The following is a 25,821-nucleotide window of genomic DNA, read 5'->3' as shown; positions in this document are numbered from 1 at the left end:
GGGGATTTGTGGTGATTTTGGGTCAGGTGTAGACGGGCCAGGTGTCGACGATTTTGCCGCCGCGCACGGCGAGCAGGTCGCCGAATTGCAGCAGAACGGCCTCGGTCTGGGTCGGGCGCAGGAAGACTTGATCTTCGATGGTCAGGCCCACGGCGTTGGAGCCATTGACCATCTCTTGATTTGAGCTGCGTCCGTAGACGCTGTTGCTCTGTAAACCCTGGGGCGATTCGAACTCGGCCATCCAATTACCGCCGTAGATGAAATAGGTCTGGCGCTGATTCTGATCCCACCACGACAACAGCTTCGACTTGTCATCCAGTGCCGGAATATTCACCGCGCCTGTGCTTTTCAAGACTGGCGTGGCGATGTAGGTCGCGGGCACATGCTCGGTCAGCGACGGCAAATCGTAGTGCGTCGGTTTGAGCATCGCCGTGCCCACGGAAACCTCGGTACTCAGTTTCTCGTTTTCGTGAATGCGATAACTCGGGCTGCCGGCGGTATTCAGGCACAAACCGTCGTGCCACAACGCCGGGAACTGCTGCCGGGTGAAATCGACGCAACGCTGATAAATCACCATGACCTTGGCGAACAATTCCTCCGGTGAGCCGAGTATTCCCGGTACACCCATGCCCACAAACGGGTCATAGCCCATGAACCCGGCGAATTCCAGATGCTGCGGGTTGGCGCTGATCAGCGTGAGCATCTGCCCAAGGACATTCACATCACTGACCCCGCCACGATGCAGGCCGACATCCAGCTCGATGTTGATGCGCATCCGTGTGCCCAAACCCTGCGCCAGCGCGAGGTATTGCTGCAATCGCTCTGGCCCGTCGAGCAGCCATTGCAATTGCTTCGCCGGATCGAAAGAGCCTTTGTGGGATTGATAAAACAGCTCGGCCGAGCGTACCGGCAATGGCTTGCCGAGCAAAATGTCGGACTGCGGAAACACCTGTGCATCGTGATTGAGGAACGGCTGATGGAACGACATCAGCTTTTGTGTTCCGGCCCGTTGCCCGATGTAGCTCAACAGTCCCGGTGACGGCAGCGACTTTTCCACCAGCCGCAGGTGTTTGCCGCCGCGTTTGATCGACTGCATCACCACATCAATGTTGTGATCGAGGCGATCCAGATCGATCAGCAGCACCGGGCGCATAGGCCCCTTTTCCTTCAATTCCTTGTTCAGCGCCCGGAAGTATTCGCTGTACGGCGCGCCGCGATCGCCCGGCCGCAGCCACGCGCCAACGCCGACCAACAAAGCACCGCCACCCAACGTGCCGAGCAGAAAATTGCGCCGATTGACCGCCATCAGCTCACCCCCAATATCGACGCCAGATGCGCATTGAGAAACCGTCCACTCGGATCCAGCGCCTGACGCACGTCGACAAATTCACGCCAGCGCGGATACAGCGGTTGCAGGTTCTTCGCGTTGAGCGAGTGCAACTTGCCCCAATGCGGCCGGCCGTTGTACTTCCAGAAGATCGGCTCGACCGCCGCGAAGAAGTTGTGATGATCCATCTGATAATGCTGGTGTACCGAGATCGAACAGCTGTCGCGGCCCTCGAACATACTCAGCGGAATGTTATCCGCCTTGACGTAGCGGTACTCGATGGGAAACCAAGTGCGCAGGTCCTTATCCTGAATCAGCTTGAGGATTTCGCGCAGGCAGGCCGGTCCGTGTTCGGCAGGCACTGAATACTCCATTTCGTTGAACCGCACTGTGCGCACATTGGCGTAGATGTCGAAGGAGTCGCCGACGCGGTCATCGAAACTGGCCAGATGGCGCAGGCTGTTGAGCAGCGTGCGGCGCAGGTCGGGAAAGTCGCTGCCGTATTTGTCGATCTTCTCGATCAGGGTGACGAACTCGTTGCCGCCCTCTTCTTCCGGGCTGATCGGCGGCGTCTCCGGGTCGTCGGTTTCGTTGAGGGCGATGGACAAGGCGTAGTCGGAATGCGTGACGACGAGCATTTCCCAGTGCTGGTTTTCACGGGTGTTCTTGTCGAGGTCTTCGAGCAGTTCCTCGGTCTTGGCGATCCACTGGCGTTCGCGTAGGCGGTATGCCTGGCGGTTTTGCAGACGGATTTTAGTGGCGACACCGAGCGCACCGAGGGAGACGCGGGCGGCGTTGAATACTTCGGGGTGGCGTTGGCTGTCGCAGTCGAGCACCTCGCCATTGGCCGTGACCAATTGCAGTCCGCAGACGTGGGCCGAGTAGGATTGGAAGTTTTTCCCTGTGCCGTGGGTCGAGGTGGCAATGGCCCCGGCCAGGGTCTGGTAATCGATATCGGCCATGTTCTGCAGGGCCTGGCCGATGTCTTTCAGTGGCTGGCCCATGCGTGACATGGGCGTGCCGGCGGCGAATTCGGCTTGCAGGGTTTTCGCATCGTGATCGAGCAGACCGCTGAAATAGCTCAGCGACAACAGCGTGCCGTCGGTAGGCACCAATGCACTGAACGAATGCGCCGAGCCGACCGGACGAATCTTGCCTTGCGCTTGTTTGATGACGGCTGTCAGTTCATCGAGATTTTTCGGCGCCAGCCGCGCCGCCGGCAAGCAACTCTGCCCGCCCGACCAGTTGCGCCACGGAATCAGCCGTGGCGCGCGCAGCAATTGACCCAATGCCGGGTGACTCACCAGCGCACTGAACGCACCGACGATGCTTGCCCGTTGCAACAACTGACGCCGTGTCAGATCCATCGTCATGCCGGGCACCTTATTGTGGGAGCGGCTGGTCGGCCATGAAGCCGATCAGTTGCAGGAATTGCTCTTCCGAACATTCGACGCACTGGCCCATCGGCGGCATGCCGTTATAGCCGTTGATGGCGTGGTCGAGCAGCGTGTCGGTGCCTTGCTGGATGCGCGGTTCCCAGGCTTTGTGATCACCGGTGAGCGGTGCGTTGGCGGCGGGATTGGCGTGGCAGAGCTGGCAGCTGTTGGCGTAGATCTGCGCCAGTGCCGGGTCGTTGGGCATGGCGTTGTTGGGGATGGTGACCGGGGGTTTGGGGTCTTCGCCGCAGCCAGACAACGCCATGGCCAACGCCAGCATTAAAGTCCGTCGAATTGCCCGCATAGCGACCTCGCTTATTGTTGTGAACACACCTTACGGCAGCGCCTGCAACGGGTTGAGGGCATTGCAGGCCAGAGAGGGGGGCAAACGGGGCCAGCTCTCCCCCCGATGATCGTTCCCACGCTCTGCGTGGGAATGCCTCAAGGGACGCTCCGCGTTCCAATGGGACGCAGAGCGTCCCGGGCTGCGTTCCCACGCGGAGCGTGGGAACGATCATCAAGCCTGTCCGCTCTGTTTTGCGCCTTTGCGTGACATTCGGGTGACATTTGCGGGTTTAAATTCCGGCGCATTCAGGCGTATAACCTGTGAAGGCTTTTTGATCTGCATACGGACATCAACACGGGGTAGCGACATGACCACAGCAAACATCCTTGGCAACCTGTTCCCTTCTGTCAGCGACATCCCGGAAAAATACCGCCTCGACGCTCAGGTCGAGCAACGCGAATACCTGGTCGACGGCCAGTTGCGCCGCTGGGACGGCCCGCTCGCCACGGTGTGCAGTCCGGTTTATCTGAAGGGCGATAACGGCGACGAACAAGTCATCCTCGGCAGCACGCCGCTGCTGGACGCCGACACCGCGCTCACCGCCCTCGACGCTGCCGTGCGCGCCTACGACCGGGGCCAGGGCCTGTGGCCGACCATGCGCGTAGCCGAGCGCATCCAGCACGTCGAAGCCTTCCTCGGCCGCATGCGCCAACAGCGCGATGCGGTGGTGAAGCTGCTGATGTGGGAAATCGGCAAGAACCTCAAGGACTCGGAAAAAGAGTTCGACCGCACCTGCGACTACATCGTCGACACCATTAATGCGCTCAAGGAACTGGATCGCCGCTCCAGCCGTTTCGAGCTGGAACAGGACACCCTCGGGCAGATCCGCCGCGTACCGCTCGGCGTCGCCTTGTGCATGGGCCCTTACAACTATCCGCTGAACGAAACCTTCACCACGCTGATCCCGGCACTGATCATGGGCAACACCGTGGTGTTCAAACCGGCCAAGCTCGGCGTGTTGCTGATCCGCCCGTTGCTCGAAGCCTTCCGCGACAGCTTTCCCACCGGCGTCATCAACGTGATTTACGGCAGTGGCCGCGAAACCGTCAGCGCGCTGATGGCCAGCGGCAAGATCGACATCTTCGCCTTCATCGGCACCAACAAAGCCGCCAGCGACCTGAAAAAACTCCACCCAAAACCACACCGTTTGCGCGCCGCGCTGGGTCTGGATGCGAAAAATCCGGGGATCGTTTTACCGGAAGTCGATCTCGACAACGCCGTCAGCGAAGCGGTCACCGGCTCACTGTCGTTCAACGGTCAGCGCTGCACCGCGCTGAAAATCCTCTTCGTGCACGAGGATGTGGTCGATAGCTTCATCGAAAAATTCAACGCTAAACTGGCCACGCTGAAACCGGGCATGCCGTGGGACAGCGGCGTGTCGCTGACGCCGCTGCCGGAGTCGGGCAAGGTCGATTATCTGCATGGTTTGGTGGCCGACGCACGCGCCAAGGGTGCCGAAGTGGTCAACCCCAACGGCGGCGAATCCCGCGAGTCGTTCTTCTACCCGGCAGTGCTGTATCCGGTGAATCCGCAGATGCGCGTCTATCAGGAAGAACAGTTCGGCCCGGTGGTGCCGATTGTGCCGTACCGCCATCTCGATACCGTGATCGACTACGTGCTGGAGTCGGACTTCGGCCAGCAGTTGAGCATCTTCGGCACCAACCCGGTGGCGGTCGGCCGGCTGGTCGACACCTTCGCCAACCAGGTCGGGCGGATCAACCTCAACGCGCAATGCCAGCGCGGGCCGGACACTTACCCGTTCAACGGCCGCAAGAATTCCGCCGAAGGTACGCTGTCGGTGCACGATGCGTTGCGGGTGTTCTCGATCCGTACGCTGGTGGCAACCAAGTTCCAGGACAGCAACAAGGATCTGATCAGCGAGATCATTCGCGGGCGTGATTCGAGCTTCCTGACCACCGACTACATCTTTTGATCAACTGTCACGCGGATCGTGAATAAGCAAAAAGGCGACGGCAACCGCTTCTGATCCAAAGTCGCCAAGCGCCCGGCAAATCAGTGGCTACACTGATGCCAGCACTGTGCTGGATGCCGGGAGCTTGACCATGCTGGATTACTTTGCGCTAGGGGTTTTGGTGTTTGCCGGGCTCGTACTGTTTTACGGGATCATCGTGTTGCACGACATCCCCTATGAGATTGCCGTTCATCGTAACCACCCGCATCAGGATGCGATCCATGCCACTGGCTGGGTCAGTCTGTTCACGCTGCATGCGCTTTGGCCCTTCCTTTGGATCTGGGCGATGGCCTATCGAGAAGATCGCGGCTGGGGCTTCGGTGACGGTAAATCCGTGCAAAACCATGTCGTTCGCCTGGAGCAACAGGTGGTCGAACTGCAAGGACGCCTCGAACGACTCGAAGCGCTGAATGCCACTGCTCCCAACAACCGGGAGGGCTGAACACCATGGATCTGCTCCTTATCCTGACTTACGCCGCGATTTGCGTCGCAGTGTTCAAGATCTTCCGTATCCCGCTGAACAAATGGACGGTGCCCACCGCCGTACTGGGCGGCATCCTGATGATCGGCGCCTTGATTTTCACCATGAACTACAACCATCCCTACTCTGAGGTGGCGCGCACTTACTTCGTTTCCGTGCCGGTCATCCCCATCGTCAGCGGCCAGGTGATCGACGTGCCGGTGAAGGGTAACGAGCCGCTGGAAAAAGGCGACGTGCTGTTTCGCATCGACCCCACGCCGTTTGCCAACCGGGTGAAATCCCTCAAGGCGCAATTGATCGCAGCCAAAGGCGATCGCTACCGGATCACTGAACTGATCCGGCGCAACTTCGGCACCCAGCGTGAATTGGATGCGGCCATCTCCCGCACCGATGATCTGCAGGCGCAGCTGGACAACGCCCAGTTCGAGCTGGACAACACCACCGTCCGCGCACCGAGCAAAGGGTTCGTTACCCATGTCTCGTTACGGCCGGGGATGATGGCGAGCAAGTTGCCGCTGCGTCCATCGATGGTGTTCATTCCAGAAGAGGGCCAATACTTTGCCGCGTGGATGCGCCAGAACAGCCTGTTGCGCCTGACCGTCGGCGATGAAGCAGAAGTCGCGTTCGATGGCATTCCCGGCAAGGTGTTCGCTGGCCGGGTGAAAAACGTCATCGGGGTGATTGCCGAAGGTCAGGTACAACCTTCCGGCACCCTGATCGGCTATACCGGTTCACCGCCGGCCGGGCGTGTGCCAGTGATCATCGAAATCACCGATCCGGCCTTCGCCCAGTACAGCAAGCTGATGCCGGGCGGTGCTTACGGGCAGGCCGCGTTGTACAGTCAACACTTCCATCACATTGGCACGATGCGCAAAATCCTCCTGCGTATGGCAGCATGGATGAATTACATTTTTCCTTTCCATTGACCTGAAGTCCAATCACGAGAGGCCCGCACTGAGTACTTACAGCACCCATCGACTTCCGCCCTTGCTGCGCCGTGTCCTGCGTCCGTTGCTTGATCCTTATCGACGTTACCGGCACGCGCGGCTGATCCATGCGGTGCGCGTTGCCCTCGGCTTGCTGGCGACGATCCTGCTGACCACCGGCATCAATCTGCCCCACGGTGAATGGGCCTCGGTGACCATGCTGGTGGTGATCGGCGGTTTACAGCACCACGGCAATATCGGCAAAAAAGCCGCCGAACGCGCCACCGGCACCTTGATTGGCGCCGGCGTCGGTTTACTGCTGGTGGCGCAGCAGGCGTGGCTCGGCATGCCGTGGCTGACGTATTTTGCGATGGCAGTGGTCTGTGGTTTCTTCTCTTATCACGCGATTGGCAAAGGGGGTTATACCGCCCTGCTCTCAGCGATCACCGTGTTCATTGTCGCCGGGCATGGTGACAACCCGATCACCGACGGCTTATGGCGCGGGGTCGATATTCTGATCGGCATCGCCCTCGCCCTGGCCTTCTCTTTCGCCCTGCCGCTGTACGCGGTGTACTCGTGGCGCTACAACCTCGCCGATGCCCTGCGTGATTGCGCCACGGTGTATGGACGCATCATCAGCGGCCAACCGGTCAGCGCCGATGAGCATTTGAAACTTATGGGCCGACTCGGCGCGGTGATGGTGCAATTGCGCTCGCTGATGCCGTCGGTGTCCAAGGAAGTGAAGGTGTCCATGACCGAACTCGATGCGATCCAGCGCAACTTGCGCATGTGCATCAGCACGCTGGAGATCCTTGGCAACACGCGACCGGATGCCAACGACCCAGAAGCCATGGCGCATCTGCAATCAGCGCTGAAGGCCGAGCACCGGCAGATTCGCGTGCAACTGATCGGCATGGCCCGGGCACTGAAAACCGGCGCTTCGCAACGCCTGGACAAGCCGCTCGAGTTGCCGGAAGCCAACCTCGATGCGCCGGTTTACAGCACGCTGGATGGCTACCGACTGTTGACCCGGCAACTGGCAGCGAACATCGGCGAGATGCGCCAGCGCCTGGCGAAAACCGCGCCGCGCTGGAACATTTGAAGGTTACTGCGCGGCCAGTCGCCGCGCTTTCAGTCCCCAACCTTGCTGCATGCCGGCGGCGGCCAACAGGATCGCCGCGACACCGATCCACTGCAGGGTTTCCAGACGATGGCCGAACGCGAACCAGTCGACGAAGATCGCCGCGATCGGGTAGATGAACGACAGTGCACCGGTCAATGCGGTCGGCAATTTCTGGATGGCGCCGTACAGCAACACATACATCAGACCGGTGTGGACGATGCCCAATGTGACCAGGCTGGCCCAGGCACTCGGCTCATGCGGCAATGCGCTGAAATGCGCAAATGGCGCCAGCAACAGAACCCCGGTGCAGACTTGAATCAGCGCGATCAAATGCGGTGGCGTGCCGGTCAGGCGCTTGATGATCAACGCGGCAATCGCATAGAGAAACGCCGCACCCAAGGCCAGCGCAATGCCCATCAGATAGTCATTGCCGCTTTCACTCTGGGTGCCATGGGCACTGACAATCGCCAACATGCCCATGAACGAAATCGCCAGCCAGAACAGCTTTTGCAAGGTGATTTTCTCGCCAAGAAACAGCGCCGCCAAACCGACCAGCATGAACGGCTGCACGTTGTACACCGCCGTGCCGATGGCAATCGAAGCCCTTGAATAGGAGGCAAACAACAACACCCAGTTACCGACAATCGCCATCCCGCTGAGCACTGCAAGCAGGAAGGTGGTTCGGGTCAGAATGCCCGGGCGCAGGAAGCCGAATACCGCGCAGATCAACAACAAGGTGCCGGCGCCGAACACGCAGCGCCAGAACACCACGTCGAGCACCGGTTGCCCGGAGACCAGCACGAACCAGCCGATCGTCCCGGATATCAGCATGGCGGCGGTCATTTCGAATGAGCCGCGCCGCAGGGTCTTGTCCATCATCAATCTCCTCAACAATTGAACAAAGTATGCCAAGGCGTCCCGGCGGCGCTCCAGAGCAAAAAGCAGGCTAAACTCGTAATCTGCCTTTTTTATCGCGGGTGGTTTTCATCAATCGCCTAATACTGGAGTTTTTATGACTGATGACATTGATCAGATCCTCATCGGCGCATTGATGGAGGATTCGCGGCGTTCGCTCAAGGCGCTGGCGCAGATCAGCGGCTTGTCGTCGCCGAGTGTGGCCGAACGCTTGCGCCGGCTGGAGGAACGCGGCGTGCTCAGGGGCTACACCGTGGAGATCGATCCGAAGTGTTTCGGCTATCAGTTGCAGGCTATCGTCCGGGTTCGGCCGCTGCCGGGACAACTGCAGGAGGTGGAGCGGCAGATTCTGGCGATTCCCGAGTTCACCGAGTGCGACAAGGTCACCGGCGAGGACTGCTTCATCGCTCGCCTGCATGTGCGCTCGATGGAACAACTGGACACCCTGCTCGACCGCCTCAATACCCTTGCGGAAACCAATACTGCGATCGTCAAGAAGACGCCGGTCAAGCGCCGTTTGCCACCGATGGCCTAAGTGCTTTTTCAACACGTTTGACGTAGATTGAGGTTTTTCCGACGAAGGATTGGCGGTATGAAAGTTCAGGCAATGATGCTAAGCGCATTAGTGTTGAGTGGTTGCGGGACAGTGCAAACGGTCATGCGCGACGACCAGGTCGCCGTGGACGATTTGAGATCGAACAAATCCTATTGCGGGGCGGTGCCGAGAATCTACAGCGGCGTGATGTATGACTTCTGCAGTCTGCATGCGCCGATAGACGAGGGTAACAAATACAACGCCGCCCTGCCCGGCTGGGCGATTGATGCTGTGGCGTCCGGGGTGCTCGACACGTTGTTGTTGCCTTACACCATTTACAAACAGCAGACTGACGGCAGCATCGTGATCAACTGAAAAAGCCTGCGCACGCCGAAACGTGCGCAGGCTTTGCGCTTCTTACTCCAGCAGTTGCTGCAGGCTCGGGTCACGAATGACTTTCTGCAACGGCTGCGGCGTGGCGTTATTGGTGGAATTGAGCATTTTCAGTTTCATGTCCGACGCTTTGCTGCACGCGTTCTTGCCGTCGGCGTAGATGCCGCTCATGTCGCATTTCCACTCGAAGTAATTCACCAGGCCGCCGGACAACTGCAGGCTGTAGTCAGTGCTTTGAGTGCCCGGCGTGAAAGCATGGCCGGCCGGAATGTTCTGGAACCACTTCATCCATTCAGGCGAACCCGGCTTCGGCGCATTGGCCTGGAACGTTGGATTCATGATCGCCACTTGCGGCGTTTCGGCGGTCGCATGGCAGCTCAGGCAGGAACTGTTGGGGTTGTCCACCGGGCCATTGAGGCGACCGTTCCAGCCCAGATGGGTGGGTGGCAATTCCTGGGTCTTGGCGTTGATCGCCGTCTGTTGCAGCGCGGGATTGATCTTGGTTTGCGTCGGTTGCGGGTTGGTGAAGTCGTTGCCAGTTTCTTCCGGATCGTTGCCCCACATGATCCCTACCGGGACGAGGTTGTCCCAGCCCGGCTTGCCGGTTTTCGCGCCGTTGTACTGAAAAGTGCCGAAGATCCAGCCGGTGGCGCTCATGCGCTTATCGCGCACGGCGATGTCCATCTGGATCAAGGCGACATCCTTGACCTTGCGATTGGCCGAGGTGAACGTCTCGGTGACGTAGCCCTTCCACAACACCGGGTTCACCAGGAACGGCACGGTGCTGCGATCGATATCGGCGAACAGGGCTTTGCAGACTACGGTGCCGTCGGGGAAGCTGTTGGGCGCCGATGTGTATTTCGGATCAGGGTTGTTCGGGTCTTTCCAGACCTCTCCGATGGTATAGGCACCGATGTCGTTATAGATGCCCACCGCGTATGTCTGGCCAGTAGCGGTCTGCGTGGCGGCGAGTTGCTTGACCTGGATCTGCGCCTCTTTGGTCAGGCCGTGAATCCCTTCGCGTCCCAGCGGGCCGTAGTGCTGCCACGGCATGTGATACCACTGGCGTTTTTTATTGTTCTGCACGTACCAATCAGCCTCGACGTTGCCATCAAGGCAATAGGTTTTGACTTCCTCCATGTACGCACGCCAAGTCTCAAAATTGTTATCTGGCTTGGTCGGTAGATTCTTGAAAAAACCGGGTAGCGGTACTTTCGGCGCTGTGGCCGGGTAATTCTGGCTCAACTCAAACAGTGGGCCAGAGTATTGGCTGGAAGGTGGCTGATAGCCGAAGTCAGGATAGACGCCGGCGAAGGTTGACGCGCTGAACAGCGCGGTGGTGACGGCCAGTACAGCCAGTTTTCCTTGGGGCTGGTTCATCGATGATCTCCTTGATTGGGACAACGCCTGCAATGGCAGGGCCTCCATTATTTTTTTCTGGTATCAGGGCCCCGGTCGTTCGCCGGGATACGGTCACGGTGCATGGCATTTGGCGTGGTTCACCTCCCGGTTTTCACTGGACGAACGAATACAGTCGCTCTCGACCAAATGGCCTGGCGATCAACAGCAAGGGAAGTGAATGCGAGGGACGCAGGAATTACACGAGGGGTGCTGGTTACCGACTCCTGTCGATCAGGCTACTGCTCTTCCTTGGTAATTAGGTGTAGGTGATTTCCAAAAAGACGCCACTATTTTCAGATCATTTTGTATGTAAAAGGCCACTACGCTTTTCGGCGAGCAACAAAAAACCCGCCGAAGCGGGTTTTTTGTTGAAACGACTAATGATCAGTCGTCGCGGCTCATGATGCCGAAGATCTGCAACAGGCTGATGAACAGGTTGTAGATCGATACATACAGGCTGATGGTCGCCATGATGTAGTTGCGCTCGCCGCCGTGGATGATGGCGCTGGTCTGGAACAGGATGCACACCGACGAGAACAGCACGAAACCTGCGCTGATCGCCAGTTGCAGGCCGCTGACCTGGAAGAAGAAGCTCGCCAGCGTCGCACCCAGCAACACGAAGAAACCAGCGGTGATGAAACCACCGAGGAAGCTCATGTCCTTGCGGGTAATCAGCACGTAGGCCGACAGACCACCAAACACTAGCGCAGTCATCGCGAACGCCGAGCTGACCACTTCAGCGCCGCCCTGCATACCCAGGTAACGGTTGAGGATCGGGCCGAGCAGGAAACCCATGAAACCGGTCAACGCAAAAGCGGACACCAGGCCCCACGCGGAATCACGGAGTTTGTTGGTGAGGAAGAACAGCCCGTAGAAGCCGATCAGCACCACGAAAATGTTCGGGTAGCCAACACGCATCTGCTGGGCAACGAAAGCCATGACGCCGCTGAATGCGAGGGTCAGAGCCAGTAGGCCGTAAGTGTTGCGCAGGACGCGGCTAACCTCTAGCTGCTCAGCCTGCACGCTGTTATTAACTGCGTAATCCTGTTCGCGCATGGCGACACTCCTGTTGGTTTGAAACGTTCAGTCGCAAAGATCATAACAGACGCTCTGTAACAAGCCATGCAGAGAGTTTGACAGTGTGTTTCATTCAGGTATTATGGCGCCCGCAACGCAACGGAGGTGTGGCCGAGTGGTTTAAGGCAACGGTCTTGAAAACCGTCGACTGTAACAGGTCCATGAGTTCGAATCCCATCGCCTCCGCCATATTTGGTACCGCCAAAGCCCTGATTATTCAGGGCTTTGTCGTTTCTGGGATTCGGGAATTTTGCCTCTCCCTTTCTGTATCGTTTCCGCATCTTTTCAGCCATTTCCGCAACCCCTACCCTTCTGACATCACGACGTTGGCGCTAGTCAAATCACACCACACAGAGCGCGTTGGTTGCATTGACTGCGGTCAGTAGGCAGCTTTCGGCCAGAAGCGCGCGGCGTATGACAAAGCGCTTCTACAATAAATGCTCACGTAGAAAATCGATGAACGCCATCGTCCGCGCTGAACGTCGCCGCTCACGACTGAGCACGGCGCTGACAGGCAACGCGCTGGTCTGATAGTTGTTGAGTACGGTACTCACTTTGCCCTGCTCGACGTCAGCGGTGAACAGCCATTCAGGAGAGAGGGAAATACCCAAGCCGGAAAGAACCATTTCGCGGATGGCTTCGCTGCTGTTACTCGTGACGTTGCCCTGGATACTTACATCCAGCTCTTGGGCGATGTGCGTAAAGTGCCAGCGGTCGTAATGCTCCAGCAACGTGAAGCCGATGCAGTTGTGACCTGACAGTTCGTTGGGCTCACGTGGCACGCCGTGTAGATCCAGATAGCTGGGCGCGGCATAGACACGGCGCGGACTATTGCCCAGTGGCAGTGCCACTAATCCCTCGCTCTTCACCATGCCAATGCGGATAGCCAGATCGATATTTTCTTTGAGCAGGTCTTCATTGTGGTCACTCAGCCGTAGGTCAATCCGAACATCAGGATGGCGTTGCAGGAAAGTCCCTATGAGCGGCGCGATGCATAACCTTCCATAACTGACCGGGGCGGCGACTCGTAACGGGCCAGCGATCTGCTCCTGCCCACTGGTAAAGCTACGCGTGGCAGTTTCGATGTGGCTGAGAATTTCCTGGCAATGGTCGTAGAAGCGTTGACCTTGGTCGGTCAGGGCCAGGTGCCGGGTGCTGCGTGCGAACAATGGCCCACCCAGATACTGCTCCAGCGCGCGTACTTGCTTACTCACTGCCGGCTGCCCCATGTTCAGCTCACGGGCTACCGCCGAAAACGACCCGCGCTCCACGACGCGAACAAAGATGTGCATGCTGTCGAACAGATCCATCGACGATTAGTTCTCTTTGTGGAATAAGTCATATGCAAATTACGTTTCTTATCGGAATGATTAAAGCGCGGCAATCTGTAAGCGTCCACTCCAACACAGGTTCCCGTCATGAATCATTCCATGCTTGCCGCTATCGCCGAGTCCGCTCAGTCCCCTCTGGCCATCCGTCACATCGATCTCCCTGTTCCCGGTACGGGGCAAGTACTGGTCAAGGTTCACGCAGCAGGAGTCAATCCGCTCGATACCAAAATTGCCGCCGGCGCAGGGACTCATGCCCGCCAAGCACTGCCGGCAGTGCTTGGCCTTGATCTCGCCGGTACGGTCGTTGGACTGGGCGAAGCGGTCGAGGAATTCACCATAGGCCAGGAAGTCTTCGGCATGCCCGGCGGGATCGGTGGTGCCCAAGGCACTATGGCCGAGTATATCGCCGTGGATGCCAGGCTGATCGCTGTCAAGCCACACACCCTCAGCATGCGTGAGGCGGCCGCATTGCCTTTGGTGTTCATTACCGCGTGGGAAGGTCTGGTCGATCGCGCCAATGTCCGCACCGGTCAGCGAGTGCTGATTCACGGCGGCGCGGGTGGTGTAGGCCAAGTAGCTGTGCAACTTGCCAAGGCTCGCGGTGCCGATGTCTACGCCACCGGTTCAGCGGGTAGTCTCGACTTCATACGCTCGCTGGGGGCTACGGCGATCGACTATCAGGCACAGAGCCTTGAGGATTATGTCGAGCACTACACAGCGGGTGAAGGGTTCGACATTGTCTACGACACTGTCGGCGGCAGCACGCTGGATGCTTCATTCAAAGCGGTGAAAGCCTATACCGGGCATGTGTTGAGTTGCCTGGGTTGGGGCCAGCACAGCCTGGCACCGTTGTCGTTCAAAAGTGCAACCTACTCAGGCGTCTTCACCCTGGCGCCGCTGCTCACCGGCAAAGGGCGCGAACACCACGGCGCGATCCTGCGCGAGGCCGCCGCGCTGGCCAATGCGGGTCAACTGACGATCCGCGTGGATCAACAGCACTTTGCGCTGTCAGACGTCAACGAGGCATTTCGCCAAGTCGCCGAAGGCCGCGGCAAGGGCAAGGGCAAGACGGTAATCCAGTTTGTGAGTGCATAGCCCCTTGTAATCACTCGAAAACGCAATCGGCCAGAAGCGTCCGCTTATGGCTGATTGCTGCCGTTCACGAGTGACTACTTTCGGCCAATACCGGCGATCCATACGACAACTAAATCTTGCTATAGAAGTACAGGCCGCCCGTCGTGTGAGGATTGGCAAGCTGGTTTGCGTGGCTCACGTAGCGAGTGGTCTCAGCCCGCGACTGGCTGGGTCAATATCTCCAGAAAACCGGGGTTATGAGCACCAACACGGTCAGGATTTCCAGCCTGCCCAGAAGCATGCCAACAGTGAGTAGCCATTTGGCCGCATCCGGCAGTGATGAGAAATTACCTGCCGGCCCAATGATTGTGCCCAAACCGGGCCCGACGTTACACACCGCCGTAGCGGCACCGCTCAATGCAGTTATCCAGTCAAGCCCAATTAGAGCCAGACCCAAAGCGATGGCGGCAATCGTGATGGTGAAAAAAAACGAGAAGGTCAACAGCGAGCGTACGATCTCCTCGTCGATGGCATGGCCGTTGTATTTTTTCTGAATCACGGCGCGAGGATGGATCAACTGCTTCAAGCTGCTGACAAGAAGAGCGGCAGCCACCTGAAAACGGAAGATTTTTAGCCCGCCTGCCGTTGAGCCGGAACAGCCCCCGACGAAGGTCAAATAGAAAAACAGCAAAACAGCGAAGCTGCCCCACAAGGTGTAGTCGCCAACCGCAACTCCAGTGGTCGTGACGACCGAGGTCACATTAACCGCCACGACACGAAACGCATCCCACCATCCGTAGTCGCTGTGAAAATACAGCCAGGTACCTACAGCCAACGACGTGACGAGCAAGAATCCAATAAACCCGCGTACCTGGTGATCCTTGATCAGTGCACGCCGATTACCCCGACATGTTGCGACGTACAAGGTGAATGGCAGGCTACCCAGAATCATGATGCCTACCGCAATCCAGTGAATTGCTGGTTGCTTCCAATTCCCAAGGGAGGCGTCCGAAGTTGAGAACCCGCCGGTAGAGATCAACGACATTGCGTGGTTGACCGCTTCAAATGGCGTCATTCCTGCGAGCCAGAGCGACAAAGTGCCGATACTCGTCAGGCCCAGATAGAGCAAAAGAATGTACTTGGCTGCAACATGAGAACGTGGTGTCACTTTCTCCGACCAGTCCGAGGACTCTGTCTGGAAAAGACGCATGCCGCCGACTCGCAAGAGTGGAAGAATTGCCACAGCCATGCCAATAAAACCGATGCCACCTAACCAATGCAGCATGGAACGCCAGATCAGTAAGCCGGGAGATGAGCTATCCAGACCGGTGAGTACAGTCGAGCCAGTGGTTGTGATGCCCGACATCGTTTCAAAGAATGCATCGGTGTAGCTGATATCGCTGATGAAAACCATTGGTAAAGCTGCGAAGGAACACACAACGACCCAGCTTGCGGTAGTCAGCAAGTACATGTCCCTCGGTCGAAGATTGCCGGTATCCGGACGCCCTCGCACGATCAACAGCAGACCACAGATGAAGGTAATCAGACTCGCCCAGAGGAAGGCCGACAGATCGTCGCTACGCTCATAGACCACCAGCGTGATCATGGGGATAGCCATGCTTACCGCCAGGGTGATCAAAAAAATACCTAAGATGAAGCCGATAAGCCGAATTGCTGCGAGAGACATCACAATAACGTTCCAAATTAGCACCGCGCAGTATCGGATTCCCACCCTGAAGACTCCGTAAATTCTCCGTAAAATTTTTTCCTGCAATCAGCCAGGTTGCGTGAGTCAAAGGGTAGCCATGTGTCAATTTCAGCCCTTCGCAACAGGGCGTGCAGGTGGTGCGCCGTCTGGTGGAGCGACTCGGAGCTGGTCGCCGCCAATCCGCTGCAGCGTCACTGCCGCGATGTCCAGGCCATCGCCGCACACCGCGACCTGGATCGCTGTTGCACTATCGCAATCATCTGGAGGCATGCTATTGCATTGCCGGGGAAGTCGAAGACATGCAAGGGAATGTCTTCCCGATTCGCCCGGGTGATGTTTATGGACTCGAACAGCCCGACCGTCATTACCTGCGCGGGGACGAGCGGCACAATCGCAACGATAGCCAAGGTTCGGCGTACTGAAGCATGGCTGGCCAAACGGCCAGACCGTCGACAAAAGGGAGCTTCACATTGCGCAAGGACTACCTGGCCTTTTTCACCTCGCTGTTTCTGTCGCGGCTGGCAGATCAGATCCTGCTGTTCATCGTTCCATTGGTGGTATTCCAGACCACCAACAGCGCCTCCTGGGCAGGTCTGGCGTTTTTCGTCGAATCGCTGCCGCGGTTTCTCGCGTTTCCGCTGTGCGGAGCCTTGTGTGACAAGTTTTCGCCCATCCGCATCCTGCACATCAGCCAGGTTTACCGGGCCCTGCTGTGCCTGATCGCGGTGGCAATGTTTGCCCTCTTCGGCGGTATCGCCTGGGTCGTCGTGCTGTCGGCGCTATGTGGCGTGCTGACCACCCAGGGCATCATGGCCCGCGAGGTGCTGATGCCACACATTTTCCAACACTACAGCTACACCAAGACCTTGTCCTATTCGCAGATCGCCGATCAGACCGGGCTGGTTCTCGGGCCACTGGTGGCTGCGCTTTTGTTGGAAATCTGGGCCTGGCATTGGGTGGTGCTGTGGGTCGCCGGGCTCTTCCTGCTGGCGGACCTGAGCATGCTGGTCTGGCAACGCCTCAGCCGTATCACTCTGGAAGTGTTCGAGCAGCATCAAGACATCTGGCTGCAACCGCTGCGTATCGCTTTCGGGCATATACGTGAACTGCCGGAGCTGAAAAAAATCATTCTGCTGGCCGTAGGGGTCAACCTGATCGTCGGCGTCACTCTGGCGACGTCAGCGGCGATGGTGATCGGCGAGTTCAGTGCCGGCAAAGATGCGTATGCCGGACTGCAGGCTGCCGGCGCGGTCACCACCATCGTGATTCTATTCTTCCTCGCCCGGGTTGAAATCCCGCAGCGGTTACTGGGCGGGCTCGCTTACTCGATGATCGCCGCTGGCGCCCTCATCAGTGCACTGAGTCCGAATCTGGCCGGCTATGTGGTGGGTTTCCTGCTGATCGTCGGCTTCGACAAGATGTTCAACATCTACATGCGCAGCATCCGCCAGCGGGTGATTCCGGCCAAGGATTTCGGCAAAACCGTGGGCGTGATCACCTTGCTCAATAACCTCTCGCAACCCTTGGCGGGTTTGCTGGTGGCGCTGCTGGCCACAAGCGTGGGCACACAAGGAGTGATCCTGATTCTGGCCGTGCTGACTATGCTGTTGGGCGCCGCAGCGGTATGGTGGTTTGCCGTCAGCAGAGGAACCCTGAATGCCGAAGAAACCACCGGCCCCTGAACACAAAACCACCGCCGCAGACATCGAGCGTTCGATCCAGGCGTTGAACAAAATGGCCGAGCGCCTCTGGGGCGAAGGTCGAGAGGCCGAGGCCAAAGCCCTGCTCGATGCGCTCGATGCGTTGAACCGGGCGCTGGACAGAATCAGGATTGGCGAGAGTCGTCGGATTGTGACGCTTCATTAAGAAGCCGTGCCTAGAACCAATGTTATGAATCAGCTGTGCCCAATTGGCCGGGCCAAGGATGAAGACAGATGCGCGCGATAAAAACCTTCTTCGGCATTTTGTTGCTGCTATTCGGTTTCGACTTCACCTACGAAAAACCCCGCCGAGTCTTCACGGCGGGGTTTGTCCGATTTTGCATGGTGGTCGCTTTTGCAGAATTGCTGATACTGCATATGATTTATAACGGCCCGGCGCGTTAGCTCTACGGTTTGAGAATCAGCAACGGCTCGCCCTTTTTAACGATGTAAGTCGCCAGCTCCGAACCTTTGTCCTGACCGACATTGCGCGCCACATGCGCTACGCCTTCAGGAATGAACAGCGAATCCCCCGCCTTCAACGTCACCGGCGCCCTGCCCTCCAGTTGATATTCGAACGTGCCGCTGATCACGTAAGCGACCTCGACACCCGGGTGTGCATGCCTAGGCGAAGTCACGCCCGGTTCGAAATCGACTCGCGCCTGAATCACTTCGCGCTCGGCAGCGCCGAGGTCCTCGCGCACCAGATCGGTCCGGCTCAAACCTTGTTGCCAGCTTTTGGCTGGCGCGTCAGCCGCGTCGACGATGCCGATCATTGAAGCGAGTAGCGCAGCGCTGGCCAGTAACAATGGACGATGCATGATGTTGCCCTCTCAAACGCAGTGGTGGTGTGACCGCTACTTTGGGCGTCGCGTGTATGGCTGATGTGTCGTAAACCCCGGGTTTATTGTTCGCGTGTGTCTGCGCGGCAACTTGATACACGCTTATACAAAAGTGTCTTTGCCCGGTGACAGTGCCAACAGCCATGTCCTGAACGCCACGATCTTCTTCGATTGCGCCGTTTCATGGGGCGCTACCAGATAAAAGCCGAGTTCATCCTCAAGGCGCAGATCGAAGGGAGCCACCAGACGGCCGGCCCGCAGATCGTCCTCGACATAGGTTGAACGGCCAATGCACACACCCTGCCCGTCAACCGCTGCCTGTACCGCCATCATCGCTAGGTCAAAGGTCAGGCGCGGGCCTTCTGCAAGTTGCGGCGGTTGGCCTGCGGCACGCAACCAGGCGCTCCAGTCACCGGCCGTCGCGCCACTGACTTGCAGCAATGCGTGATTGGCCAGGTCTGCGGGCGTTCGCAACGTCTTCGCCAATGCCGGACTGCATACCGGGAAAATATCATCGGACATCAGAAAATCGCCACACACCCCCTTCCAGTCGCCGCGCCCATAACGGATCGCCGCATCAATCGTGCCCTTGCGAAAGTCGACCAGCTCAGTGGCCGCACTGATTCGCACATCGATAGCGGGAAACACCTGCTGAAAGGACGGCAAACGCGGCAACAACCACTTCGATGCAAACGACACCAGCGTACTGATCGTCAGCACGCTTTTATCGCGAGACGCGAGCAACTGCTCAGTCGAATACCGCAGTTCATGAAACGCTGCACGCACACCCGGCAAATAGGCGTGCCCGTCCTCGCTCAGCACCAACCCCTCGTTGAGCCGCAAAAACAGTGGCCCGCCCAGCTCGGCTTCGAGTCGGCGAATCTGGTGACTGACAGCGGTCTGGGTGACATTGAGTTCTTCGGCAGCCTTGGTGAAGCTCATGTGCCTGGCGACCGCTTCAAAGGCGCGCAAGCCATTCAGCGAGGGAAGTCGGACCGTCATGGTTCTGAGTGCTCATGAGATTTTGTCATACGCTAGCACCGTAAATGACCTTTGCGAAAGCCGCTTCGGCAATGGAATCTGGCGCTCTCTCTCAGCAAGGAAGTGCCATGAAACTGTATTTTGCGCCCATGACCTGTTCGCTTTCCCCGCACATTGTGCTGCGAGAACTGGGTTTGCCGTTCGAACTGGTTCGCGTCAACAACCAGAGTAAACGCACCGCCGATGGCCATGACTTTCGCGAGATCAATCCGAAGGGCTACGTTGCAGCGCTGGTTCTGGATAACGGCGAGGTACTGACGGAAGGGCCGGCGATCCTGCAGTTTCTGCTCGATCAGGTGCCCGGCAACACGCTGGCGCCACCCTTGGGTTCATGGGAGCGCACGCGCTTGCAGGAACATCTGAACTTCATCAGTACGGAAATTCACGGGGGCAGTGCACCGCTGTTCAATGCGCAGATCCCGGAATCGGTCAAAACGATTTTCCGCCACACACTGTTCAAGCGCCTCGACTACCTGAATCAGCAACTGTCGGCTCGGGACTATCTGATGAGCAGATTCGGCGTCGCCGATGCTTATCTGTTCATCGTGCTGAAGTGGCTGCCGACCTTTGCCATCGACATACAGGACTGGCCGGCACTTGCCAGCTACATGCAGCGCATCGGCGCCCGCCCCTGCGTTCTTGCAGCCATCGCGGCGGAAGCCGCGACGCAGCCGGTCTGACCGGCCTCTGTTGCCACGGAGCGGGCCATGTCGACGCTGTATCTGTAAACTGCGGCCATCTTCACTCGCTCAATCAAAGGATCAGCATGGCTAACCAAGACATCACCTTCACTCCCGATCCGGACGCCGACTCGATTTCCTCGGACGTCGCCACATTCAACGGCATCATGGTTTCCACCCAGATTCCAACCCGTGCCGACGGCAGTCTGGAACTGGGCGATATCACCGCGCAAAGCGAATGCACCCTGCAAGCGCTGAAAGTTGCGCTGGAACGTGCCGGCAGCTCGATGGATCGGGTGATGCACCTGACCATTTACCTCACCGACATGGCTGATCGCGCCGCGTTCAACGAGGTTTACAAGCGTTTCTTCGCCAAGCCTTGGCCGGTGCGTGCGGCAGTAGGTGTGGCGTCGCTGGCCGTTGAAGGCATGCGCGTAGAAGTCACCGCGATGGCGGCCAAGGCCTGACACACCACCCCAGCCCCTGTAGGAGCTGTCGAGTGAAACGAGGCTGCGATCTTTTGATCTGAGCTTCAAGATCAAAAGATCGCAGCGTGCCGCAGCTCCTACAGGTCCGGAGTGGAAGTTCACCATCGGGCAGCACAGGCGTGCCGGGCGCGCGTTTCACGGGTAGAATGCGCGCCTAACCGTGACAGCCTGACTAAAAAAACTATGTCCTTGCCCAAGCATCACCTGGAATTGCTCAGCCCTGCCCGCGATGTCGCCATCGCCCGTGAGGCGATCCTGCACGGCGCCGACGCCGTGTACATCGGCGGCCCGAGCTTCGGCGCGCGCCACAACGCCTGCAACGAAGTCAGCGAAATCGCCGAGCTGGTGGAATTCGCCCGCAAGTATCACGCGCGAATTTTCACCACCATCAACACCATCCTGCACGACAACGAACTGGAGCCGGCCCGCAAGCTGATCCATCAGTTGTACGACGCCGGTGTCGACGCGCTGATCGTTCAGGATCTGGGCGTGATGGAGCTGGACATTCCACCGATCGAGCTGCACGCCTCGACCCAGACCGACATCCGCACCCTTGAGCGGGCGAAGTTCCTCGATCAGGCCGGTTTCTCGCAACTGGTGTTGGCCCGTGAGCTGAACCTGCAAGAAATCCGCGCGATCGCCGACGAAACCGACGCCGCCATCGAGTTCTTCATCCATGGCGCGTTGTGCGTGGCTTTCTCCGGCCAGTGCAACATCTCTCACGCGCAGACCGGGCGCAGCGCCAACCGTGGCGACTGCTCGCAGGCCTGCCGTTTGCCGTACACCCTCAAAGATGAAAAGGGTGGCGTGATCGCCTACGAAAAACACCTGCTGTCGATGAAAGACAACAACCAGAGCGCCAACATTCGTGCTCTGGTCGAGGCTGGCGTGCGTTCGTTCAAGATCGAAGGTCGCTACAAGGACATGGGCTACGTGAAGAACATCACCGCCTATTACCGCCAGCGCCTCGACGACGTGCTCGAAGATCGCCCGGACCTGGCCCGCGCCTCCAGCGGTCGCACCGCACACTTCTTCCTGCCTGACCCGGAAAAAACCTTCCACCGTGGCAGCACCGACTACTTCGTCACCGATCGCAAGATCGACATTGGCGCTTTCGACTCGCCGACCTTCACCGGTCTGCCGGTTGGCACCGTCGAGAAAGTCGGCAAACGCGACATGCAGGTTGTCACCCAAGAGCCGCTGTCCAACGGCGATGGTTTGAACGTGCTGGTCAAACGCGAAGTGGTCGGTTTCCGCGCCAACATCGCCGAAGCCAAAGGCGAGTTCGAAGAAGACGGCGAGAAGCGCTACCGCTACCGCGTCGAACCGAACGAAATGCCGGAAGGCCTGTACAAGCTGCGCCCGAACCACCCGTTGAATCGCAACCTCGATCACAACTGGCAACAGGCACTGCAGAAGACCTCTTCGGAGCGTCGCGTGGCCCTGAGCTGGGTCGCACGCCTGCGTGAAGAGCAGCTGGAAGTCACCGCCACCAGTGAAGAAGGCATCAGCGCCAGCGTCACCCTCGCCGGTCCGTTCGGCGTGGCCAACAAGCCTGAGCAAGCGCTGGAGCAATTGCGCGATCTGCTCGGCCAGCTCGGCACCACGCAGTACCACGCCACCGACATCAAACTGGATGCGCCACAGGCGTTCTTCATCCCCAACTCGCAGCTCAAGTCCCTGCGTCGTGAAGTGATCGAAGCCCTGACTGCCGCCCGTGTCGCTGCGCACCCGCGTGGTAGCCGCAAGGCTGAAACCAGCCCGCCGCCGGTGTATCCGGATTCGCACCTGACGTTCCTCGCCAACGTTTACAACCAAAAGGCGCGCGATTTCTATCACCGTCACGGCGTGAAGCTGATCGACGCCGCGTACGAGGCTCACGAAGAACCGGGCGAAGTGCCGGTGATGATCACCAAGCACTGCCTGCGTTTCTCCTTCAACCTGTGCCCGAAACAGGCCAAAGGCGTGACCGGCGTACGCACCAAAGTCGCACCGATGCAGTTGATCCACGGTGATGAAGTGCTGACGCTGAAGTTCGATTGCAAGCCGTGCGAAATGCACATCATCGGCAAGATGAAAGGCCACATCCTCAACCTGCCGCAACCGGGCAGCGTGGTCGGCCACATCAGCCCCGAAGACCTGATGAAAACCATCCAGCGCGCACCGCACTGAGTGGATGACGTGCGCGGTGCTTCGGCGCCGCGCACGCCTGCCCTACACCACCGGGCCAAATCGCAGGCATAAAAAAACGCCAACTTCTTGCGAAGTTGGCGTTTTTTCGAATATGGCAGGGGCGGCTGGATTCGAACCAACGCATGGCAGGATCAAAACCTGCTGCCTTACCGCTTGGCGACGCCCCTACTGCTCTTTCCAGCTACTTCGTTAGGTTCGCTGTGAGAACGGGGCGCAATTTACCAAGGTTTTTTGGCTTTGGGAAGCGCGAAGTGAAATATTTTTTGTTTTAAAACAGCGACTTATTATTTTGGCCTGAATCAGGTCCAGGGGGAGTCGGTTTCGCCGCCGTGTATCACACTGTGTACGAACCCCACCGCGACACATCGACTTTCAACGAAGCCGTTCTTCGACACAGGCCAGATACGTCTCCGCGCTCAAATGCACTCAAGGTTTCAGGTGTTCATTCAGAACCCTTGGCCAAAGGCTCGCAAAGGAGACGTCACCATGAAGATGGCACTGCACACCCGCAAAACTGCATTCGGCTTGTCGATTCTGGCTGTGGCGCTGCTCGGCGCTTTTGGCAGCGCTCAGGCGCAAACCACTGAACCGGCCGCCGTCAGCTATTCCGCGCCCTCGCCCTTCGGCCCGCTCAAGCATGTGAAGGCCGGCGTGCTCGACGTCGCCTACGCCGAAACCGGCCCCGCGAATGGCCCGGTGGTGATCCTGTTGCACGGCTGGCCCTACGACATTCACAGCTACGATGAAGTCGCGCCGCTGCTCGCGGCCAAGGGTTATCGGGTGTTGATGCCGTATGCGCGCGGTTATGGCGATACGCAGTTCCTCTCCAAAGACACCCTGCGCAACGGTCAACCAGCGGCGCTGGCCAGTGATGTCATCGACTTCATGGATGCGCTGAAGATCAAACAAGCGGTGCTCGGTGGTTATGACTGGGGCGCGCGTTCGGCGGACATCGTTTCGGCGCTGTGGCCGGAACGCGTGAAGGCATTGGTTTCGGTCAGCGGTTATCTGATCGGCAATCAGGCCGCCGGGCAAAACCCGCTGCCGCCCAAGGCTGAATTGCAGTGGTGGTATCAGTTCTACTTCGCTACCGACCGTGGTCGTGCCGGTTACGAGAAAAACACTCACGACTTTGCCAAGCTGATCTGGCAACTGGCCTCGCCGCAGTGGAAATTTGACGACGCCACGTTCGATCGCAGTGCCAAAGCGCTGGAGAACCCCGATCACGTCGACATCACCGTGTTCAACTACCGCTGGCGTTTAGGCCTGGTGCAGGGTGAAGCGAAATACGCCGCGCTGGAACAGAAGCTCGCTACCGCGCCGTCGATCAACGTGCCGACCATTACCCTCGAAGGCGATGCCAACGGCGCGCCGCACCCGGCGCCGGAGGATTACGCCAAGCGTTTTACCGGCAAGTATCAGTTCCGCTTGATCAATGGCGGGATCGGGCACAACTTGCCGCAGGAAGATCCGCAGGCGTTTGCCAAGGCTGTGATTGATGCGGATCACCTGTAGAAACAAAAAAGCAGTCAGCCGCTCAGGCTGACTGCTTGATTATTTGAGGGTGGAGGGATGGTCACGTTTTGCAGATGCTTTGCCTGAACGGACGCCATCGCGAGCAGGCTCACTCCTACAGGGGGAACGCATTTCAAATGTAGGAGTGAGCCTGCTCGCGATCACGCCCGACCAGACACCCTCAACCCCGACTAACGTGCGCGATCACTCGGTTGGCACAACCAGATCCAGCGCCTTGTTCACCGCCAACTCCCCCAACATGACCACTTGCGCAATACCCAGCAGGGTATGACGATTTGCGCCCTCCAGCATTCCGGCAAAATTGCCGAGCATCACCGAGGCGGACGCCAACGACCCGCAAGCATTGGTCAGCAGCGACTCCGTGTCTGCTTGCGGGTTGGCCATGAACAGAGCATTGGGCGTATAGGGTGTGGCCATGATCGCGGCAGGCAACAGGTAATGGTCGAGTGCACGCTCTGCCGCTTCGTGGAGCTTTCTTGAATTGGGCGAGGCGTACGGCGATATCAGGTCAGTGACCGGTGGTTCGGGTGGCTGGGACATCAGCTGAAACTCCAGACAAGAACCGTTGGCGGCTCTTTGATAGAAGGCGTGAAGCGCCGCGATTACGGACGCTTCTGTGCAATGAGGGAGCGAGCCCCCTCACCCATCTGCTCCGCGACTAGTGCGGCAAGCGCTGGTTGTCCAGAACTCGGCCGACCACCAGTTCACTGAGCATGATCACCTGTTGCAGGATCAGCATCTTTTTGCGCTGTGAAGAGTCAATCGAATCGGCGAGATCTCGGGCCATGTCAGTGGCGGAGGACAAGGTTTCAGTGGCTTCGACGAGCAGGGTTTCGTTATCCACTGTGGGGTCGATGAGGTAGATCTTGCCGGTTTTGCGGGTGGGTATTGAGGTCTTCAGCGCGGAGGGGTTGAGGTAGAAATTGATCGCACGGTCGGTGGCCTCTTTGATGTTTTGAGGTTCGAGCGCGGCGTCGTAGGGGATTGGATCGGTTTCTGGCGGGTTTGGCGTAATTTTGAACATAGATGACACTCGCTTAGCAAAAAATAAGGAGCCATCACTCACGCTACCAAACGAGGTGGTGACCATTGCGCAGGTTGGTAGACCGGTCTAAGCGAGTAAACCCCGGCGCTCCCGAAGGAGCCCCACGCATGGCCACCATAAAAAACCGAGCCCCGAAAAGAGACTGCATATAGCGGCGCATAACGCTTAGAAAACGGGCTACCAAACCCGATCACTGTTTTGCAGTGACAGGGAAACGATACAGCCCGCCTCAAGGCGCGTAAGCCGGCGGA

Annotated in this window: 27 protein-coding genes and 2 tRNA genes; 16 read left to right on the top strand and 13 right to left on the bottom strand. The window is 58.4% G+C overall.

The genetic code is table 11. The annotated features are described in order from the left end of the window. Positions 1–22 precede the first annotated feature (22 nt). The 3 genes from ACOYXH_RS10400 to ACOYXH_RS10390 form a co-directional block, all read right to left on the bottom strand. Entirely contained in the window at positions 23–1,231 is a 1,209-nt protein-coding gene (locus ACOYXH_RS10400) for a DSD1 family PLP-dependent enzyme (protein ID WP_460067391.1), read from the bottom strand. A 74-nt stretch (positions 1,232–1,305) separates the two neighbouring features. Next, complete coding sequence (locus ACOYXH_RS10395) at positions 1,306–2,634, bottom strand: D-arabinono-1,4-lactone oxidase (protein WP_460410869.1); 1,329 nt, start codon at positions 2,632–2,634, stop codon at positions 1,306–1,308. Between the two features lie 76 nt (positions 2,635–2,710). Further along, complete coding sequence (locus ACOYXH_RS10390; RefSeq protein WP_095050693.1) at positions 2,711–3,067, bottom strand: c-type cytochrome; 357 nt, start codon at positions 3,065–3,067, stop codon at positions 2,711–2,713. A 349-nt stretch (positions 3,068–3,416) separates the two neighbouring features. On the opposite strand from ACOYXH_RS10390, the gene ACOYXH_RS10385 reads away from it, so the two are divergent. The 4 genes from ACOYXH_RS10385 (at position 3,417) to ACOYXH_RS10370 (ending at position 7,590) form a co-directional block, all read left to right on the top strand. Continuing rightward, complete coding sequence (locus ACOYXH_RS10385; protein ID WP_460410646.1) at positions 3,417–5,042, top strand: NADP-dependent glyceraldehyde-3-phosphate dehydrogenase; 1,626 nt, start codon at positions 3,417–3,419, stop codon at positions 5,040–5,042. Positions 5,043–5,172: 130 nt separating this feature from the next. Further along, on the top strand, positions 5,173–5,523 hold the full coding sequence (locus ACOYXH_RS10380) for a DUF3302 domain-containing protein (RefSeq protein WP_095050691.1): 351 nt from the start codon (positions 5,173–5,175) through the stop codon (positions 5,521–5,523). 5 nt (positions 5,524–5,528) lie between these two features. Next, positions 5,529–6,488 carry an HlyD family secretion protein gene (locus tag ACOYXH_RS10375; protein ID WP_095050690.1) on the top strand — a complete coding sequence of 320 codons (960 nt, stop codon included), beginning with the start codon at positions 5,529–5,531 and terminating at the stop codon, positions 6,486–6,488. A 61-nt stretch (positions 6,489–6,549) separates the two neighbouring features. After that, positions 6,550–7,590, top strand: coding sequence for an FUSC family protein (locus tag ACOYXH_RS10370; protein ID WP_177409294.1), 1,041 nt, complete (start codon positions 6,550–6,552; stop codon positions 7,588–7,590). A 3-nt stretch (positions 7,591–7,593) separates the two neighbouring features. Here ACOYXH_RS10370 and ACOYXH_RS10365 read toward each other — a convergent pair whose 3' ends face one another. Next, positions 7,594–8,487 (bottom strand): DMT family transporter, encoded by an 894-nt coding sequence (locus ACOYXH_RS10365; protein ID WP_460410645.1) that lies wholly within the window; start codon positions 8,485–8,487, stop codon positions 7,594–7,596. 136 nt (positions 8,488–8,623) lie between these two features. Here ACOYXH_RS10365 and ACOYXH_RS10360 point away from each other — a divergent pair, with 136 nt between their 5' ends. Continuing rightward, positions 8,624–9,061: an Lrp/AsnC family transcriptional regulator gene (locus ACOYXH_RS10360; protein WP_095126569.1), complete on the top strand. Its 438-nt coding sequence runs from the start codon at positions 8,624–8,626 to the stop codon at positions 9,059–9,061. Between the two features lie 57 nt (positions 9,062–9,118). Then, complete coding sequence (locus ACOYXH_RS10355) at positions 9,119–9,436, top strand: YceK/YidQ family lipoprotein (RefSeq protein WP_095126568.1); 318 nt, start codon at positions 9,119–9,121, stop codon at positions 9,434–9,436. Positions 9,437–9,478: 42 nt separating this feature from the next. Here the strand turns inward: ACOYXH_RS10355 and ACOYXH_RS10350 are convergent, their stop codons facing one another. Together ACOYXH_RS10350 and ACOYXH_RS10345 are read right to left on the bottom strand one after the other, a co-directional pair. Next, a complete protein-coding gene (locus ACOYXH_RS10350) occupies positions 9,479–10,834 on the bottom strand; it encodes a hypothetical protein (RefSeq protein ID WP_220558801.1) in 1,356 nt (451 codons plus the stop codon). Between the two features lie 405 nt (positions 10,835–11,239). Next, on the bottom strand, positions 11,240–11,911 hold the full coding sequence (locus tag ACOYXH_RS10345; protein ID WP_007915443.1) for a Bax inhibitor-1/YccA family protein: 672 nt from the start codon (positions 11,909–11,911) through the stop codon (positions 11,240–11,242). A gap of 122 nt (positions 11,912–12,033) precedes the next feature. Between ACOYXH_RS10345 and ACOYXH_RS10340 the strand changes: the two genes are divergently transcribed. Further along, positions 12,034–12,121 (top strand) — tRNA-Ser (locus ACOYXH_RS10340). A gap of 239 nt (positions 12,122–12,360) precedes the next feature. Here the strand turns inward: ACOYXH_RS10340 and ACOYXH_RS10335 are convergent. Further along, positions 12,361–13,242 (bottom strand): LysR family transcriptional regulator, encoded by an 882-nt coding sequence (locus ACOYXH_RS10335; RefSeq protein WP_258709802.1) that lies wholly within the window; start codon positions 13,240–13,242, stop codon positions 12,361–12,363. Positions 13,243–13,350: 108 nt separating this feature from the next. Here ACOYXH_RS10335 and ACOYXH_RS10330 point away from each other — a divergent pair, with 108 nt between their 5' ends. Next, positions 13,351–14,358 (top strand): zinc-dependent alcohol dehydrogenase family protein, encoded by a 1,008-nt coding sequence (locus ACOYXH_RS10330; protein WP_460410643.1) that lies wholly within the window; start codon positions 13,351–13,353, stop codon positions 14,356–14,358. A 211-nt stretch (positions 14,359–14,569) separates the two neighbouring features. On the opposite strand, the gene ACOYXH_RS10325 is transcribed toward ACOYXH_RS10330, so the two are convergent. After that, positions 14,570–16,024, bottom strand: coding sequence for a TrkH family potassium uptake protein (locus ACOYXH_RS10325; protein ID WP_460410642.1), 1,455 nt, complete (start codon positions 16,022–16,024; stop codon positions 14,570–14,572). 263 nt (positions 16,025–16,287) lie between these two features. Here ACOYXH_RS10325 and ACOYXH_RS10320 point away from each other — a divergent pair, with 263 nt between their 5' ends. From ACOYXH_RS10320 to ACOYXH_RS10305, 4 genes are all read left to right on the top strand, one after another. After that, the gene (locus ACOYXH_RS10320; RefSeq protein ID WP_258709799.1) at positions 16,288–16,467 is read left to right on the top strand and encodes an ectoine synthase; all 180 of its coding nucleotides are present in this window, start codon (positions 16,288–16,290) and stop codon (positions 16,465–16,467) included. Positions 16,468–16,515: 48 nt separating this feature from the next. After that, positions 16,516–17,727, top strand: coding sequence for an MFS transporter (locus ACOYXH_RS10315; RefSeq protein WP_460410641.1), 1,212 nt, complete (start codon positions 16,516–16,518; stop codon positions 17,725–17,727). Next, positions 17,702–17,911, top strand: coding sequence for a hypothetical protein (locus ACOYXH_RS10310; protein WP_095050677.1), 210 nt, complete (start codon positions 17,702–17,704; stop codon positions 17,909–17,911). The genes ACOYXH_RS10315 and ACOYXH_RS10310 overlap by 26 nt, the downstream gene beginning before the upstream one ends. Positions 17,912–17,979: 68 nt before the next feature. Further along, entirely contained in the window at positions 17,980–18,150 is a 171-nt protein-coding gene (locus ACOYXH_RS10305; protein WP_177409290.1) for a hypothetical protein, read from the top strand. A gap of 2 nt (positions 18,151–18,152) precedes the next feature. On the opposite strand, the gene ACOYXH_RS10300 is transcribed toward ACOYXH_RS10305, so the two are convergent. Continuing rightward, the gene (locus ACOYXH_RS10300) at positions 18,153–18,566 is read right to left on the bottom strand and encodes a cupin domain-containing protein (protein WP_460064393.1); all 414 of its coding nucleotides are present in this window, start codon (positions 18,564–18,566) and stop codon (positions 18,153–18,155) included. Between the two features lie 123 nt (positions 18,567–18,689). After that, complete coding sequence (locus ACOYXH_RS10295; protein WP_460410640.1) at positions 18,690–19,589, bottom strand: transcriptional regulator GcvA; 900 nt, start codon at positions 19,587–19,589, stop codon at positions 18,690–18,692. A 107-nt stretch (positions 19,590–19,696) separates the two neighbouring features. Here ACOYXH_RS10295 and gstA point away from each other — a divergent pair, with 107 nt between their 5' ends. The 3 genes from gstA (at position 19,697) to ACOYXH_RS10280 (ending at position 22,968) form a co-directional block, all read left to right on the top strand. Continuing rightward, positions 19,697–20,308 carry a glutathione transferase GstA gene (gene gstA / locus ACOYXH_RS10290; protein WP_460410639.1) on the top strand — a complete coding sequence of 204 codons (612 nt, stop codon included), beginning with the start codon at positions 19,697–19,699 and terminating at the stop codon, positions 20,306–20,308. Positions 20,309–20,394: 86 nt separating this feature from the next. Next, positions 20,395–20,775, top strand: coding sequence for a RidA family protein (locus ACOYXH_RS10285; protein ID WP_095050673.1), 381 nt, complete (start codon positions 20,395–20,397; stop codon positions 20,773–20,775). A 204-nt stretch (positions 20,776–20,979) separates the two neighbouring features. Next, on the top strand, positions 20,980–22,968 hold the full coding sequence (locus ACOYXH_RS10280) for a peptidase U32 family protein (protein WP_460410638.1): 1,989 nt from the start codon (positions 20,980–20,982) through the stop codon (positions 22,966–22,968). Between the two features lie 113 nt (positions 22,969–23,081). Here ACOYXH_RS10280 and ACOYXH_RS10275 read toward each other — a convergent pair. Continuing rightward, positions 23,082–23,156: transfer RNA gene (locus ACOYXH_RS10275), tRNA-Gln, on the bottom strand. A 319-nt stretch (positions 23,157–23,475) separates the two neighbouring features. Between ACOYXH_RS10275 and ACOYXH_RS10270 the strand changes: the two genes are divergently transcribed. Further along, the gene (locus ACOYXH_RS10270; protein ID WP_460410637.1) at positions 23,476–24,504 is read left to right on the top strand and encodes an alpha/beta fold hydrolase; all 1,029 of its coding nucleotides are present in this window, start codon (positions 23,476–23,478) and stop codon (positions 24,502–24,504) included. 204 nt (positions 24,505–24,708) lie between these two features. Here the strand turns inward: ACOYXH_RS10270 and ACOYXH_RS10265 are convergent, their stop codons facing one another. Next, the gene (locus ACOYXH_RS10265; RefSeq protein WP_099759009.1) at positions 24,709–25,065 is read right to left on the bottom strand and encodes a DUF6124 family protein; all 357 of its coding nucleotides are present in this window, start codon (positions 25,063–25,065) and stop codon (positions 24,709–24,711) included. A 118-nt stretch (positions 25,066–25,183) separates the two neighbouring features. Then, entirely contained in the window at positions 25,184–25,549 is a 366-nt protein-coding gene (locus ACOYXH_RS10260; RefSeq protein ID WP_460064384.1) for a DUF6124 family protein, read from the bottom strand. Between the last annotated feature and the right edge of the window lie 272 nt (positions 25,550–25,821).

This window comes from Pseudomonas sp. Mb7 (assembly GCF_054790525.1).
The sequence above is the reverse complement of the archived record's forward strand: the minus strand, read 5'-3'. Positions and strand labels throughout refer to the sequence as shown.

What these genes read in the sequence shown, in the direction of transcription:
- gstA (WP_460410639.1), top strand. Translation starts at nt 19,697, where the DNA reads ATGAAACTGTATTTTGCGCCCATGACCTGTTCGCTTTCCCCGCACATT.
- ACOYXH_RS10305 (WP_177409290.1), top strand. Translation starts at nt 17,980, where the DNA reads ATGCGCGCGATAAAAACCTTCTTCGGCATTTTGTTGCTGCTATTCGGT.
- ACOYXH_RS10260 (WP_460064384.1), bottom strand. Translation starts at nt 25,549, where the DNA reads ATGTTCAAAATTACGCCAAACCCGCCAGAAACCGATCCAATCCCCTAC.
- ACOYXH_RS10365 (WP_460410645.1), bottom strand. Translation starts at nt 8,487, where the DNA reads ATGGACAAGACCCTGCGGCGCGGCTCATTCGAAATGACCGCCGCCATG.
- ACOYXH_RS10270 (WP_460410637.1), top strand. Translation starts at nt 23,476, where the DNA reads ATGAAGATGGCACTGCACACCCGCAAAACTGCATTCGGCTTGTCGATT.
- ACOYXH_RS10310 (WP_095050677.1), top strand. Translation starts at nt 17,702, where the DNA reads ATGCCGAAGAAACCACCGGCCCCTGAACACAAAACCACCGCCGCAGAC.
- ACOYXH_RS10385 (WP_460410646.1), top strand. Translation starts at nt 3,417, where the DNA reads ATGACCACAGCAAACATCCTTGGCAACCTGTTCCCTTCTGTCAGCGAC.
- ACOYXH_RS10360 (WP_095126569.1), top strand. Translation starts at nt 8,624, where the DNA reads ATGACTGATGACATTGATCAGATCCTCATCGGCGCATTGATGGAGGAT.
- ACOYXH_RS10375 (WP_095050690.1), top strand. Translation starts at nt 5,529, where the DNA reads ATGGATCTGCTCCTTATCCTGACTTACGCCGCGATTTGCGTCGCAGTG.
- ACOYXH_RS10390 (WP_095050693.1), bottom strand. Translation starts at nt 3,067, where the DNA reads ATGCGGGCAATTCGACGGACTTTAATGCTGGCGTTGGCCATGGCGTTG.
- ACOYXH_RS10285 (WP_095050673.1), top strand. Translation starts at nt 20,395, where the DNA reads ATGGCTAACCAAGACATCACCTTCACTCCCGATCCGGACGCCGACTCG.
- ACOYXH_RS10325 (WP_460410642.1), bottom strand. Translation starts at nt 16,024, where the DNA reads ATGTCTCTCGCAGCAATTCGGCTTATCGGCTTCATCTTAGGTATTTTT.
- ACOYXH_RS10300 (WP_460064393.1), bottom strand. Translation starts at nt 18,566, where the DNA reads ATGCATCGTCCATTGTTACTGGCCAGCGCTGCGCTACTCGCTTCAATG.
- ACOYXH_RS10380 (WP_095050691.1), top strand. Translation starts at nt 5,173, where the DNA reads ATGCTGGATTACTTTGCGCTAGGGGTTTTGGTGTTTGCCGGGCTCGTA.
- ACOYXH_RS10265 (WP_099759009.1), bottom strand. Translation starts at nt 25,065, where the DNA reads ATGTCCCAGCCACCCGAACCACCGGTCACTGACCTGATATCGCCGTAC.
- ACOYXH_RS10355 (WP_095126568.1), top strand. Translation starts at nt 9,119, where the DNA reads ATGAAAGTTCAGGCAATGATGCTAAGCGCATTAGTGTTGAGTGGTTGC.
- ACOYXH_RS10280 (WP_460410638.1), top strand. Translation starts at nt 20,980, where the DNA reads ATGTCCTTGCCCAAGCATCACCTGGAATTGCTCAGCCCTGCCCGCGAT.
- ACOYXH_RS10295 (WP_460410640.1), bottom strand. Translation starts at nt 19,589, where the DNA reads ATGACGGTCCGACTTCCCTCGCTGAATGGCTTGCGCGCCTTTGAAGCG.
- ACOYXH_RS10335 (WP_258709802.1), bottom strand. Translation starts at nt 13,242, where the DNA reads ATGGATCTGTTCGACAGCATGCACATCTTTGTTCGCGTCGTGGAGCGC.
- ACOYXH_RS10330 (WP_460410643.1), top strand. Translation starts at nt 13,351, where the DNA reads ATGAATCATTCCATGCTTGCCGCTATCGCCGAGTCCGCTCAGTCCCCT.
- ACOYXH_RS10345 (WP_007915443.1), bottom strand. Translation starts at nt 11,911, where the DNA reads ATGCGCGAACAGGATTACGCAGTTAATAACAGCGTGCAGGCTGAGCAG.
- ACOYXH_RS10350 (WP_220558801.1), bottom strand. Translation starts at nt 10,834, where the DNA reads ATGAACCAGCCCCAAGGAAAACTGGCTGTACTGGCCGTCACCACCGCG.